Here is a 13,571-nt window from a genome sequence, read left to right as displayed (position 1 = left end):
AACTCATGTCTAACTCTGGTTGAATAATCGATCACTCCCGATCACCAAAAAGCGATCAATTATTCAGCAAGCCCTAAGTAAGCGCCCTAAGTTTCCTAAAATGCGTTAAAAATGGCAGGGCTTCCTCGCGCGAGGCTTACAAGGCCGTTAAAAAACTGTCCTAAGTATTGTAATAAGACACCATATTAAATAATTTATTATGACTCTTCACCCCCGCGACTGGTCGTCAATTCCTGAAATGACCGCCTCCGTAGCACGAACCTCCTTTCCCAAAGGCAATCCATATATGAAAATGCGCGACGAATTAGGAGTGCTGTACTTGGATACTGACTTTATCACCTTGTTTCGAGCCGACTGCGGTCAAACTGCATTATCACCAGGGCAATTAGCATTAATCAGTGTGATGCAATTTGCCGAGGGATTGACTGACCGACAAGCAGCAGAAGCGGTCAGAAGCCGTATAGACTGGAAGTATGCTCTGGGACTAGAAATTACAGATAGCGGTTTTAATTATTCAGTTTTAAGTGAATGGAGAAGTCGATTAATTGCTGCGGGACGTGAAAGCCAATTACTTGATAAAATGTTAGGACATTTTATGGACAAAGGATGGCTCAAAGCCAGGGGGAAAGCCAGAACTGACTCCACCCATGTCATCGGAGCCATCCGCAAAATGAACCGCCTCGAATGCGTTGGAGAAACTTTACGTCATGCTTTAAATCAGTTAGCAACAGTTGCCGATGAATGGTTATTAACAGTAGTCAATCAGGATTGGTCTGAGCGTTATGGCACGAGATTTGAGCAGTATCGTTTGCCGAAATCTGAAACCGAAAAACAAAGCTTGGTATTGACTATTGGCTGTGATGGTCATCACTTATTGTCAGCTTTGTATGACCCCTTGAGTCCTGAATGGTTACGTCAGCTAAAAGCGGTAGAAATTTTACGCTGTGTCTGGATACAGCAATATGGGTGGTGCAAAGGTAAAGTTTATTGGCGAGAAGCTGATAATTTACCGCCCCACAAGCAGTTAATTACTTCCCCTTATGATATCGAGGCTCGCAATCGGACAAAAAGAGATACTAATTGGACAGGTTATACAGTACATCTTACAGAAACTTGCGATCGAGATTTACCTCATTTAATTACCAATGTGGAAACGACACCCGCCACCACTGGAGATGTAGAAATGACTCAGGTGATTCATCAAGCTTTAGCTGATAAACACCTGTTACCACAACAACATATTGTCGATACTGCTTATGTTGATGCTCAACACTTGCTCAAAGCGTGAGACACAATTAGGTATTGAGCTTCTTGGCCCTGTACCGCCTGACTCTAGTTGGCAAGAAAAAGCTAAGCTGGGCTTTGAGCTTTCTTGTTTTACCGTTGATTGGGACCATCGCCATGCTACTTGTCCGCAAGGGCGCATCAGCAAATCCTGGCATCAACGCTCGGATAACTATGGCAATCCGGTCATTCAAGTACGTTTTCGTCGCCCCGATTGCGCCGCTTGTCCTGTTCGCTCTCAATGTACTCATTCGCCCGCACAGGCTCGTGTTCTGACTCTCAAACCTCAACCTCTTTACGAAGCTCTAGCCAAGGGTAGGGCTAGACAACATACCCTGGATTTTAAGCAGCGTTATGCCCTCAGGGCCGGTGTTGAAAGTTCGCTGTCTCAAGGAATTCGTGTTTTTGGTTTGCGTGACGCTCGTTACATGGGTCTTGCCAAAACTCGTCTGCAACATATTATGACTGCTGCTGCAATGAATCTGTCAAGAATGTGGGCATTTTGGCGCAACATTCCGATTGGCTTGACCCGTGTATCTCGTTTTTCCGCTCTTTTTACCTCTGCCTTATCATAGTTCTCTTGCCAGGATTACGGGATGTTTGGTTTCACCCTTTTTTAATTCGCCAACAGTCTCTTGAAACCGCGCCTACACAAACGATGTCCGCCGACGCGGACTTAAGAGGATATTGTAATCGCTCGCTCTTCAACCCGCTCCCGTCGGGTGCAAGCTTGTATAGACGCGGTTTTAACCGCCGATTCTTCTACTACGGGGAGTTTTCCCATTCGGGGGTAAGCTTGCGGAAATTGTATTTAGATGCACCGGGGTGACAAGTCACACAACTGCTGATATTTGCTGGTTGCGGCAGCTTGACTCTGGGGTGCAAAGCTTTGAAATAGCGAGAGCTGGCGACTCTGTAGGCGAGTTCTTCGTCTTTGGCTTGGGGACGCGAATAAGTTTGTAAGTAGTTCCAGACTAGCAGCCTGGGCGGGTCTACTAGGAGTTTCAGGGTTTGTCCGTAGTGCTGGGGATCTTGCAGCAATCGACGCCAGGTTTCTGTTGGCAATACTTGTGGGGGTAAGCCGATGTGACAGGTGGCGCAGTTTTCTAGGTAGAGTTGCTGTCCGAGTTGGTAGCGTTCGGGGATGCGATCGACAGTTCCATTATCCTCAACGGCAGACACTTGAGCAAGTCGCGCCGGAGTGTTGGAATTGGCAGTCTGGGCTGCCACCAATCCGCCTCCGGTACAACAGACAATTATCAACACCAGTAATGTTGAGTAAAGCTTCCGCAAGCCACGAGAGCGATGGTTGTGGAGAGTTTCGTGATTCATTCTGTTTCTGCGTTCTGGCTGCTAATTTCTGCGGTCTGGAGGAGTTTTTTGCCAGCCCGCATGATGGATTGGTTTTCTAGATCACTGGTATGCTCATGCCTTCGCGGGCCAAGCAGCTATTGGCGAACACTGCTTGCACGTCTGCTTCAACGCCATCGAGAAAATTGTCATCATGACTAGGATCGTGATGAAACATCACGATCTTTTTGACTCCCGCAGCTTTTGCTATTTCTACTCCGGCTTGCCAAGTCGAGTGTCCCCAGCCAACTTTCGGGTTTTTGAAGTCGTAATATTCTTCGTTGGTGTAGTTGGCGTCGTAAATCAGCACGTCGGCGTCGCGAGCTAGGTGTACCACATTCTCGTCGAGCCGATCGGGAAAATGCTCTGTATCGGTGCAGTAGACGGCCGTGTGTCCCTGCCAGGTGACTCGATATCCGATCGCAGTATTGGGGTGATTGAGCAGTGCCGTTTCGATTTTCACATCATCGAGTTCGACAATATCCCCCGGCGTCAAATCGTTAAATTTGAGGTCTGACTGCATCACCTGGATAGGGACTGGAAAATTGGGGTGGTGCATTTGGTCTGCCAGACGCTGTTTGATTGTAGTGCCGTTAGGGGCGATCGCTCCGTAAATATGAAAACAATTGCCCTTAATAAAAGCTGGGACAAAAAATGGGAATCCTTGAATGTGATCCCAGTGAGTGTGACTGAAAAACATATGGGCTTCCACCGGCATTTGGCGCAGTAGATTGATACCCAGAACTCGCAAACCCGTGCCGCCGTCAAAGATCAGGCGTTTTTCGCCCAACCGCATTTCTACGCAAGAGGTGTTACCTCCGTAGCGAATTGTTTTGCTGCCGGGGGTGGCTATGCTACCCCGCACGCCCCAAAACTGAACGACAAACTCGGTCAAAGGACTATTTTCCATAGTGGCTTTCTGATCGGAAGGCTGTGGATTGGCTTGAGAGGGTGCGGAATCTGGCATCTTTTTTAGGTTTGGGCGCAGGAACTTGGCAGTTGAGATCTTAGTGTTTAGTTTTTAGTTTTTAGTTTTTTAGCAATCCGTACTATAAAACGCCTTATAGGAAAATTATCCCAGTACCGAACCCGGAAATCAGACTTATCGAACACTTGGGCTGCGATCTGCCTCAACCTTACCCGGTGGGTTGGTGTCACAAATGTCACGCTTGAGAGACCATTTTTGCAGCAAGTGGGCTGCCCGGCGTGCGGAACAGTCCTGAGATTAAGATAGCGTTGATGTCAGTGTTCGGGTACACTTTCCTCAAAACTAGAACGCATTCGCAAGCTTGCTGATAATTTGCGCTTAATCTTGCTGTATGAGTAGTATTTTTTTTCAAGATTGTGGCCGGGGTGGATGGTTGAGGAATGCCGTTCCGATGGCTCGGCATTCACCAATGATTTGATATTTTACCCACCCTCTCCTCGACTGCACGTCCTAGACGCGGATCGGTTGCGTTAAGTTCGGCTTCCTAAATTTTTAGTCGGGTTGCAGTCGAGGGTATCGGCGCAGGAGGGCTTATTTGCGATCGGCTGCGATGCACTTTTCGACTAACGGCATTACTAGATCGACATCTTGCCAACCCAGAATTTCGGTTACTTTTTTCTCCAAATTTTTGTAGGTTCTAAAAAATTCGGCTATTTCGTCCAAGCGGTGGGGCGCTACGTCTTTGAGGGACTTCACATGAGTGTAACGGGGGTCTTTGTCGGGAACGCACAGCAGTTTTTCATCTCTGTCGCCTCCGTCGATCATTTCCAGCATTCCGATCGGGCGGGCCGCAATGACGCACCCTGGAAATGTGGGCTCATCCATCATCACCATAGCGTCGAGCGGGTCGCCGTCGTCGCCCAAGGTGTTGGGTATGAAGCCATAGTCGCAAGGGTATTGCACTGAGGCATAAAGCACCCGATCGAGTGCAAAGGCTTGCATCTCTTTATCAAACTCGTATTTGTTTTTGCTACCGGCGGTGATTTCGATCAGCACATTGAGCACTCCTGGTTTTGGTCGTGCCGGAATTAGCGATAAGTCCACAATAATATCTCCAAGTTAACAGGTGAGCGGGGGTGAATGCGATATCAGTGTTTGTGGGCGAACCTTACTTTTTTAGCCCTCGCTGTGCAATCCCCAGACTTGGGCGATGCAGAGCTAGTTGCTATAAGTAAAGTTGAGCTTTCCTGAGAACCGCTACAGGTTTTGACTGGGGATTGGGATTTGAATCTCAAATTTCCCATTTCCCATTGTTCAACCCCTTTCATAGCATTTTAAGAGCGATCGGGCTTTCTCCAAAGCTTTATTATTGTCGAGACATATTTCCTTACGGCACTTTGCCACAAATTTCCGCGCGGCAGGCGGATTTTTCCAAAGCGAGTGGCTATTTTTGGGATCTAGAACTCGATCGCTGCGTCACGTACTGAGTCTGATTCCGTCGATGTTTTGATGCGCCCGAGTTTATTTGAGCGGAATCGAACTCGCAATCATTTCGTCGGGATCGATCGCCAACCTCATGTTTTGGTTGAACTGCCCTGATGTCGGGCAACTTGCCTTGCTCCTAGTCTCCCTACTGAATATTTGCGGTGTGGCGATCGAGCCTGTGATACATAGTGTCGAGCGATCGCACGTCATTTGTCATTTAATGTCATTTTAACGTTGAATTTGCTTGTAAATTGACTGCACTACGTCGAGCAGGCTCAAGACTTGCTGCCATTCGGGGGCATCGGGTTTGTAGCTTTTGGCGCGCTGAGTTTTTAAACTCTGGTGCAAGAGATTCAGCAACGCATCTGGAGACTCGAAGGAACTCTCATCTTCATCTTTTGGACTGCCGGCTGCATTTTCTATGGTTTCTTTGATGCTTTGTGCCTTATCTGCCAGAGTCAAAGCTCTTCCCGCCATGTTTTCTGGCATTTTTGGCCGTTCGGACAAAGACTGGTGGGTCAGTTCTTCGAGCAGTTGGCGGACTTGAGCCACCCATTCGAGATCGCTGACCGAAAACGAATCAGATTTAAACGCTTGCACCTGTGGTCTTTGCTGAATGCTTTGTAATTTTTGGAGCAGGGGAAGAGACTTTAGAGTGATGTTTTCGGGGATTCTAGGGATATCTGACAGCGAACTGCGGGCAATCTCTAGCAATAGTTGGTAAACCTGATCTACCGACTCAATATCTCCCGATTGCGAATTCCAATTATCCATAACTGATGCTAGTAGTTTTCTATATCTAAGACTAGAACGTTAGCTTTCTGCTGAAAGCAAGCTGCTTTTAGGAGCCGCCAAAGTTATTAAGACTTACGGGGGCGGGGTGAAAAACCCGGTTTTTGAGTTGATATTGCGTCACCTTTTCCCCAGATTTTTTTTAGAAACTAGGTAATGCTGGCGCAAGTCCTAACTCTTTTGGAAGCTCTTCTGAAGGTAGAAGTGCTTAGTTTGTTGTCGCCAAACACCGCAAAACAGGGGTATCTGGCGATCGCGAGGCAAAGCCTCAGTCCACGTCTGGTTATCTAACAATCATACCTGTTAGAGCTGATTTAAAATTGCCCCAACAGGATATTAATGTTAATTGGTCGGATGGGAGGGCGGGGCGATCGCGATCGCCCCGTCCGCACCCAGGCGCCGCTGCTATTTTTCTGTGAGATTCCACACCCCGTCCCAGTTTAGTACGTCGGGAGGGCTGAGCTTATATAGCCCACAGCGATCGACGTGTAATTTAGCTGCCTTGTTTTTGGGTTCAACTTCCAGAACGAGGTTAAATTCGTGTTCCGCCTCTCTAAAAGCTTGCTTGGCTTTTGGTTCTAAAGCTTTCTTAAACTCGCCGAGGAGTTTTTTGACGCGATCTAATCCCAGATTTTCAAATTCCTCATCTAACTTTTCTGCAACTGTCTGGGAGGCCCGGCTTTTAATTTTAGCCTGCAATAGCTGCCTAATCTCTGCGGGTTTCAGCCTCTTAATTTTGGGATTTGACGGTTCTAAGATATCTGCTTCCAACAGTTTTTTGACTTCGCCCTCTTGCAAGTTTTTCACCTCATCTGCTGATAGCTGCTTAATTTTTGCTTGCAGCAGAATTTTGGCTTCATCTTCCGAGAGGTTTTTGAGACCTTCCAATTTCAGCAGTTGGATTTCTGGCTGCAACAGCACGATCAGTTTGTCTGCTTCGGACAGATTTTTGGAATCGTACTCTGACAGCTTTTTCAGTTGATGTAACAACTTTTTAAGTTCCTGTTCCAACTGTTTCTCAACACTGTAGGAAAGTTTCTTAATTTCTGGCTCCGGCATTTGCGCGACATTATCTAAGATTTTTTTCACCTCATCATCGGTTAGTTTTTGAGTGACTGGTGTCTTGTAATGTTCGCGAGCCTTATTGTAATGTTCTACAACTTGTTGCTGTGTGTCGTTGAGGTCGTCGCCAACTGCTGAGTATCCCTTGCAGATGCCGACAAGTTCATAAACGATTACGGGTTCGCTTTTGCCTTTAACGGTAATAAAGTCTAGTTCCCGCACGTGGAGTCGCTCTTTGTATTCTTTGTAGGTATTGTCGCTGATGATCAAGTCAGTGCCGTACTGCTTGCTAGCGCCTTCTAAGCGAGAGGCGAGGTTTACGCCGTCTCCGATAGAAGTCAATTCCATGCGCTTACTTGAGCCGATGTTGCCGCTGACAACTTGATCGGAATGTATGCCCATACCGATACTGATTGGCAACTCGCCATTAGCTATGCGCTCTTCATTGAATTTGTTCAGTTCTGATCGCATTTTCACGGCGGTTTGCATCGCGCACCAAGCATGATCTTCTAGGGGCGCCGGAGAGCCGAAAACTGCCATCAGAGCATCGCCAATGTATTTGTCGAGAGTGCCTCCGTACTCGAATACAACATCTACCATCACTTCAAAATATTTGTTGAGCATCACCACCACTTCTTCGGCTTGCAATTTTTCCGTAAGTGTGGTATACCCGCGAATATCTGAGAACAGCACCGAAACGTTTTTACGCTTGCCGCCCAATCCATGATCCCCTGAAGCTAACAGCGCTTCGGCTACTTCGGGGGTCATATAACGGTACATCAAGTTTTTGACTTGCTTGGCCTCGCTAATATCTTCCATAACGACTAATGCACCGTTGACCTTGTTGGAGTCAGTAGCATCCGTCATTGAGTTAATCGAGAGATTGATACTCTGCGGTTTTCCTTCACAGGAAAGCAAAACTCGATCCGGGTAATACTGCTGGCGATCTTTATCGTTTTTGGGAGACAAAGACGCATCGAACCACTTGGCAAAATCGCCTTTTTCTAACTTAATTAACTCGCGCAAAGATTGACCTTCGGCTAATTCGGTCTTGCTCTCACCCAGTAATAATTTTTTGGCACTGGGATTGGTCGCTACTATATTGCCTTTTTTATCGGTAGAAATGACGCCGTTAGTGAGGGCGTGCAGCATATCTTTTTGTCTTTGTTCTTGCTGTTTGACTTCTGCAAACAGTTTGGCATTTTGCAGCGCCACTCCGGCTTGGATGTTAAACGACTTCATGAATTCCAAATCGTTTTTATTGAAACTCGCTTTCCACTGTTCGGGGGCGTGCGGCCAATCTGCTGGGTTGTAGGGAGGGAATTCTCCTTGTCGTTTTTTGTTGACTAACTGTGTAACTCCAATCAATTTTTGGTCTGAGTTAAACACTGGCATACACAGCATACTGCAAGTGCGGTAGCCTGTTTTTTCGTCGGTTGCTCGGGCAACGGCGGCGCGGGGGTCGTTGTACACGTCAAAGGGAATCAGCAGCGGTTCGCTGGATTGGGCAACTATGCCTGCAAAACCTGCGGTTCTGGGTATGCGAATTTCTGTAAGTTTGCCTTCGATGTTGGGGAGTTTCGTCCACAGTTCATTTTTATCTTCGTCGATCAGCCACAGGGTGCTGCGATCGGCATTCATGAGTTCTTTTGCCTGATCCATCACCCTTTTTAGGGTATCTTCTAAGTCGAGACTGCTCTTAGAAAGAGCGTTTACGGCATTCATCAGCGCCGTGGCGGCCCGCTGTCTCTGAGTTGCTGCGTAGAAAGATTTGGAGGATTCGAGAATCAGACGAATTGAGGGAGCAAATTCATTGAAAACTCGTTCGTCTTCTTCCGTGAATCCACTCGTGTCGATTTTTTCGTGAATTGTACTGTGATTGTCGTGATTCGGTTTTAATTTATTAATCAGTTGAACGACAGCTACTAACTCGTTTGTTTCTTCCTTTACCAGGGGCATTGCCAGCATCGTATAAGTGCGGTAGCCCGTTATTTCATCGGTTTTTTTGGCGTTAGCCGATCGCGAGTCGTTGTAAAAATCGTAAGGGATGTTAACCACTTTTTTCTCCGTGGCTACTTCTCCGGCAATACCCACGTGGGCGGGAAATCTGATTTCTATGCTTTCGCCCTTTTCGTTTTTAGCGACGAGCGCCCAGAGTTCACTTTTGTTGTCGTCTAATAAAAATATCGTGGTGCGATCGGCACTCAGTAATTCCCCTGTTTTGAGGGTAATCGACTGCAACATATCATTGAGGATAGCGTCAAATCCCTCGCTCTCCAGGATGTTGTCGAGCATTCCCAGGGTTTGATTGACAACCTTAAGTTTTTCTTCTACTTCCTTAACTGCTGCTACGGAACTTTCCTTATTTAGGTTGGCAAGAATGTTGGTGACTCCTTGCCGCGGGATAATGGCACTGCTAGCAGGGGCAGCAACAGGAGGAGGGGGCGGAGGCGTAGGGGCGGAGTAGCGTTCTTGATGATTATTTTCACTGCCGATAGGAGTGACATCTATCACGTTGTCGAGAGAAGAGTAATTGGTGGAAGATGCAGGAGAATTCATAGACCTTTACAGAAGCTTATTAGTGTAAGGGTTAGTCTAAGCTAGGACAGCGGGCAAGTTCATTTTTTGGGTCACAGGTCGCACAAGACTGAAGTATCTGTGAAACTATTTCCCAGTTTACAGAAGTCGGGGCCTTGGGCAAGGGGATTTCTGTTGAAATTGCTGCTCAACTGCGAGTCAGTCGGTAAGGCCGCTGTGCAATTGCTGGAATCTTTTTAGAGATTGCGAATGGTGTTTTAATGGTTTATTAACTGATTTTGGCCTTGTGCGCACCCGGTTGAAGTAGGTTTGGGCTGTCGAAGAGCCGATCGCCCGCAGGAACAGGAATGCGTGCTGTGGCATTGAAAAAGGGATGGCTTGATAGGAATAGCCGCAATTGTGACACCACCAGTTGTTAGTGATGTGTGCCCTTCTGTACACAATTGTGGTTTTTAACTAGAATTTCTGTCAATTTTGCTATACGCTGGCATCCCGGAACTAACATCAGGGGGCTGTGAGCTTTTTTTGTAAGGTTTGCGGTTGCTATGTTCAGTGTAACCTCCGGCTCCCAAAAAACTCCGCCTTTTGACCCCCCGATCGCCTGGAAAGTCGGATCGGGTTTTCAGGGACTGAGTTTGACGCTGTTCGATCGTCCGTTGTCGGTTGGAGATTTTTTGGCAGTTTTGGGCGTTGAAACTGTTTTTTTAACTCTCCTAACTTCCTTGAAACCCTGAATCAGATTTAAGAACACCCGTTTGGGAGAGTACAAGACTATTGTTGATTGCCGATTCGGGAGCAATTCTGCTACTTTCAAGGTTTGGCGGACTGACTTTGCCGCAATCCGGCGGCTTCAACAAGCAGGGATTCGGCAAAGGCGATCGCCTCTGTGGCAGATCTGCCACTGGCGAGTTGGGCGAGTTCTTCCCGTCGCTGCTGGCTGTTGAGGGCCGCAACTCTAACTACCGTCCGTTCACCCGGTTCGGAGTTGGCTGCTTGACCGATAGTTGATTCTGCTTCAATTGTTTCTTTGTTCACCCGAAAATGAAAATCAGCCATCGCGGCAATCAAAGGCTGGTGGGTGACGCACAAAACTTGGTTTTTGTCGGAGAGTTGATAAAGCTTTTTGGCGATCGCACTGGCGACTCTCCCGGAGACTCCGGTGTCAATTTCGTCAAAAATCAGCGTACCCGCACTTTCGATTTGGGAAAAACAGGCTTTGATAGCCAGCAGAAAGCGGCTCATTTCTCCCCCGGAGGCGATCGCCCCCAAGGGTTGTAGAGGTTCCCCCGGATTGGGGCTGAAACAAAAGGCGATTTGGTCAGCACCGGTGGCGGTTGGAGTACAAGGCGAGATTGCAACTTGAAATTGCACTTTTTCCATTGCTAACGGCTTAAGTTCTGCTACTAGATGGGTTTCGAGTTTGATGGCTGCTTCGCGCCGCAGGATGGTGAGGTGGCTGCAAGCGTCTTTTAATTGCTCTAATGCGGTCTGATATGCGAGTTCTAAGGCTTCCATTGACTCGCCTCCTTCTAAAAGTTCGTTTAATTCGTTTTGGATGCTGTGGTAGTAGGCGATCGCTTCAGAGAGCGGCCCGTATTTGCGGCAAATTTGTTTAAGTTCGCGAATCCTGTCTTCTACTTCTTCGAGTCTTTCGGGATCTGCTTCTAATCGTTCGCCGTAGCTGCTAATTTGGCTGCTGGCTTCTGTGGCTTGGGCTAAAGCATCGCTGACCATTTCGAGGATTGGTTGCAACTGGGCATCGTAAACTACCATGTCGTTTAAAATTAGTTCGGCTTTGCTCAACAAGTCGGCGGCTGATGCGCTGTCGCCGTCGTTTTGGTAAAGGGCTTGGTGAACTTTGTAACTCTGCTGCTGCAATTCGACGATGTGGCCCAGGCGGATTGATTCTTGTTCTAGGTGTTCGAGTTCGCTGGGGTCTTCGATGTGGGCTTCGCTGAGTTCTCCGACTTGGTATTGTAGTAAATCAAGTCTTTGTAGGCGCTGTTGTTCTGATTGTCGTCTGCGTTTGAGGGCTGTTTTGGCGGTGCTGGTTCCTAGCCACGCTGCGGTGATTGTCTCACGCGCCTCAGTGAGTTTTTTGCCGCCGTATAAATCGAGCCATTCTCGTTGCAGGGTTTCTTGTCCGAGGTGGACGGTTTGACCTTGGGCGGTAATTTCGACGAGGCGATCGCGCAGTTGCTCCATTAACGGCCGATTGACGAGAATTCCGTTCAAGCGCGATCGACTGCGCAGAGCACCGCTAGATACGTTAATTTCCCGGCTGCAAACGGCTAAATTGCCGTCTATGGGTTCGATTTCTTGCTCGCCCAGCCACAAAGCCGCGGCTTTGTCCAATTCAAAGGTAGCCTCTAATATTGCCCGCGTTGCTCCGGTGCGAATCACTCGGCGATCGACTTTCCCGCCCAAAACTGCATCGATCGCATCTAGGATAATCGATTTGCCTGCCCCGGTTTCCCCTGTAAATACGTTCAAACTTGGGCCAAAGTCTAGATCCAGGCGGTCAATTAGGGCAAAGTTTTCTATTCTGAGGGATATTAACATGGGGAATCGGGAATTGGGAATTGGGAATTGGGAATTGGGAATTGGGAATTGGGCATTGGGCATTGGGCATTGGGCATTGGGCATTGGGCATTGGGCATTGGGCATTGAGCATTCGTTCCTCCCCTATCGGGCGCGCCGAATTTCCCGATTTCTCTTTTCATTTTTAACTAGAATACTTTTGATTTTGCCATTATCGATCGCGTCTTAACATCAATGCCAAATAAATTTCTGCTGCCCAACGCTTTTAGCTTCTTGGTTTTTGCAGTTGCGATCACGCTTTGTACAGAAACAAAAAAATCAAGCCGATCAGTTTAATTTGGCTATTTTAAATTTTATTCAACAAATTCGCCTATCGAAAACCTTAGATGAAATTGATTTTTTGCAAGAAAAGTTATTTGATATCTTCAAGCAGGTGATTATGGATTTGGATGAAGATCGGATTGATTCTGATTCTTTTCTGTCTTTTACTTGGGAAACCGCTATTAAGATTGCGCGTGAGCGAGAAAAAATGTTGCGGGAGTTGCGGCTGGTTTCGGATAATTTATGATTGTATACTGCCTCATTAGGGCTGAATTTTACCTACAATCGCCTCCCTGTTTGTGTGGTGATAGTTTTAAAACACCCACTAACCCCATTTCCTAGGAAGAGATGGGGAATAACTTTGACTTAACTAGGCTTCTTGTTGGGGAATAGACGAGAGATTTTTTTGTCGGTCGTTGAGGCGTTTTTTGGCATACAAATTAATGGTGACAACCATTAATACAATCATGGCAAGAATGGCAGCAATACTCGAAGAAACAGGTAAGTTTTGCTTGAATACTGCTAGGAATACTATCATTGCCAACAAAACAGTTGGCACTTCATTTAACGCCCTAAATTGTTGACCAGTCCAACCGCATTCATTTTTTGCTAATTTCTTAAGCAGCCAACCGCAATAGAAATGATAACCTATTAACAAGCTAACTAATGTTAGCTTAATGTGTAACCAAGTGTCATGCAATACATCGGGTTCTGTTGAAATCAAGCCGATCGCCATAATCACAGTCACAAACATTCCCGGCGTAGTAATCAAATTATAAAGACGTTTCTCCATAATTTGATATTGTTCTTTGAGAATCGTTTTTGCTGGTTCGGGTTGCTCTTCGGCTTCCGCGTGATAGACAAATAATCTTACTAAATAAAACAACCCAGCAAACCAAACGACAATGCCAATAAAATGAAACGATTTAAACCAAAAATAAGCCATGATTTGTCACCTTTAATGAACCACAGAGGCAAAGAGTTCCCAGATGTTTATTGATTTTTGCATCCAGCAACCGGGTTTCTCGTCAATCATTGTACAAGAAACTCGGTTTGTTTGCGATCGATAAATCGGGTCGATCGGTCATGGGATAGCCCCAGGCCGACCGCATCCGGGTTGATCAGTATTTTACGTTTAATTAAGTGGATTTACTTAATAGTCGCAGGAGAGGTCAGAAACCGGGTTTGATGGACGAAAATCTTTCGCTGGAGCAGCGCAGATGAGGTGAAAAACCCGGTTTCTTTGATAGGAATGCGTCGAGGACTCACT

General features: G+C 46.9%; 10 protein-coding genes and 1 pseudogene. 4 read left to right on the top strand and 7 right to left on the bottom strand.

Translation table 11 applies throughout. The features are described from left to right. Positions 1 to 199 precede the first annotated feature (199 nt). Positions 200 to 1,859: pseudogene (locus QUB52_RS23810) on the top strand (IS1182 family transposase). Between the two features lie 190 nt (positions 1,860 to 2,049). On the opposite strand, the gene QUB52_RS23805 reads toward QUB52_RS23810, so the two are convergent. The 3 genes from QUB52_RS23805 to QUB52_RS23795 all read right to left on the bottom strand — a co-directional run bounded on the left by QUB52_RS23805 (position 2,050) and on the right by QUB52_RS23795 (position 4,666). Then, positions 2,050 to 2,616: a diheme cytochrome C gene (locus tag QUB52_RS23805; protein WP_332974932.1), complete on the bottom strand. Its 567-nt coding sequence runs from the start codon at positions 2,614 to 2,616 to the stop codon at positions 2,050 to 2,052. Positions 2,617 to 2,692: 76 nt separating this feature from the next. Beyond that, positions 2,693 to 3,601: an MBL fold metallo-hydrolase gene (locus QUB52_RS23800; RefSeq protein ID WP_265234130.1), complete on the bottom strand. Its 909-nt coding sequence runs from the start codon at positions 3,599 to 3,601 to the stop codon at positions 2,693 to 2,695. Positions 3,602 to 4,153: 552 nt separating this feature from the next. Then, positions 4,154 to 4,666, bottom strand: a complete 513-nt coding sequence (locus tag QUB52_RS23795; protein WP_332974934.1) for an inorganic diphosphatase — start codon at positions 4,664 to 4,666, stop codon at positions 4,154 to 4,156. Between the two features lie 421 nt (positions 4,667 to 5,087). Between QUB52_RS23795 and QUB52_RS23790 the strand changes: the two genes are divergently transcribed. Beyond that, positions 5,088 to 5,279, top strand: a complete 192-nt coding sequence (locus tag QUB52_RS23790) for a hypothetical protein (protein ID WP_332974935.1) — start codon at positions 5,088 to 5,090, stop codon at positions 5,277 to 5,279. Here the strand turns inward: QUB52_RS23790 and QUB52_RS23785 are convergent. Together QUB52_RS23785 and QUB52_RS23780 are read right to left on the bottom strand one after the other, a co-directional pair. Continuing rightward, on the bottom strand, positions 5,276 to 5,821 hold the full coding sequence (locus tag QUB52_RS23785; protein WP_265234127.1) for an inorganic pyrophosphatase: 546 nt from the start codon (positions 5,819 to 5,821) through the stop codon (positions 5,276 to 5,278). The two genes, QUB52_RS23790 and QUB52_RS23785, sit on opposite strands and share 4 nt — an antisense overlap. Positions 5,822 to 6,244: 423 nt before the next feature. Then, the gene (locus QUB52_RS23780; RefSeq protein ID WP_265234126.1) at positions 6,245 to 9,460 is read right to left on the bottom strand and encodes a GAF domain-containing protein; all 3,216 of its coding nucleotides are present in this window, start codon (positions 9,458 to 9,460) and stop codon (positions 6,245 to 6,247) included. A gap of 524 nt (positions 9,461 to 9,984) precedes the next feature. Between QUB52_RS23780 and QUB52_RS23775 the strand changes: the two genes are divergently transcribed. Beyond that, positions 9,985 to 10,173: a hypothetical protein gene (locus QUB52_RS23775; RefSeq protein WP_332974936.1), complete on the top strand. Its 189-nt coding sequence runs from the start codon at positions 9,985 to 9,987 to the stop codon at positions 10,171 to 10,173. A 76-nt stretch (positions 10,174 to 10,249) separates the two neighbouring features. On the opposite strand, the gene recN is transcribed toward QUB52_RS23775, so the two are convergent. Beyond that, positions 10,250 to 12,001 (bottom strand): DNA repair protein RecN, encoded by a 1,752-nt coding sequence (recN, locus tag QUB52_RS23770; RefSeq protein WP_332966785.1) that lies wholly within the window; start codon positions 11,999 to 12,001, stop codon positions 10,250 to 10,252. A 316-nt stretch (positions 12,002 to 12,317) separates the two neighbouring features. Between recN and QUB52_RS23765 the strand changes: the two genes are divergently transcribed. Beyond that, positions 12,318 to 12,548: a hypothetical protein gene (locus tag QUB52_RS23765; protein ID WP_332974937.1), complete on the top strand. Its 231-nt coding sequence runs from the start codon at positions 12,318 to 12,320 to the stop codon at positions 12,546 to 12,548. Between the two features lie 123 nt (positions 12,549 to 12,671). On the opposite strand, the gene hemJ is transcribed toward QUB52_RS23765, so the two are convergent. Then, entirely contained in the window at positions 12,672 to 13,247 is a 576-nt protein-coding gene (gene hemJ, locus QUB52_RS23760; protein WP_265234124.1) for a protoporphyrinogen oxidase HemJ, read from the bottom strand. Positions 13,248 to 13,571: the final 324 nt, after the last annotated feature.

This window comes from Microcoleus sp. A6-C6, assembly GCF_036705955.1.
GTDB lineage: Bacteria > Cyanobacteriota > Cyanobacteriia > Cyanobacteriales > Microcoleaceae > Microcoleus.
This window is presented reverse-complemented; position numbering and strand designations above follow the sequence as displayed.

Excerpts from the sequence above, each read along its gene's own strand:
- QUB52_RS23775 (WP_332974936.1), top strand. The coding sequence starts at position 9,985 with ATGTTCAGTGTAACCTCCGGCTCCCAAAAAACTCCGCCTTTTGACCCC.
- QUB52_RS23785 (WP_265234127.1), bottom strand. The coding sequence starts at position 5,821 with ATGGATAATTGGAATTCGCAATCGGGAGATATTGAGTCGGTAGATCAG.
- QUB52_RS23780 (WP_265234126.1), bottom strand. The coding sequence starts at position 9,460 with ATGAATTCTCCTGCATCTTCCACCAATTACTCTTCTCTCGACAACGTG.
- QUB52_RS23800 (WP_265234130.1), bottom strand. The coding sequence starts at position 3,601 with ATGCCAGATTCCGCACCCTCTCAAGCCAATCCACAGCCTTCCGATCAG.
- hemJ (WP_265234124.1), bottom strand. The coding sequence starts at position 13,247 with ATGGCTTATTTTTGGTTTAAATCGTTTCATTTTATTGGCATTGTCGTT.
- recN (WP_332966785.1), bottom strand. The coding sequence starts at position 12,001 with ATGTTAATATCCCTCAGAATAGAAAACTTTGCCCTAATTGACCGCCTG.
- QUB52_RS23805 (WP_332974932.1), bottom strand. The coding sequence starts at position 2,616 with ATGAATCACGAAACTCTCCACAACCATCGCTCTCGTGGCTTGCGGAAG.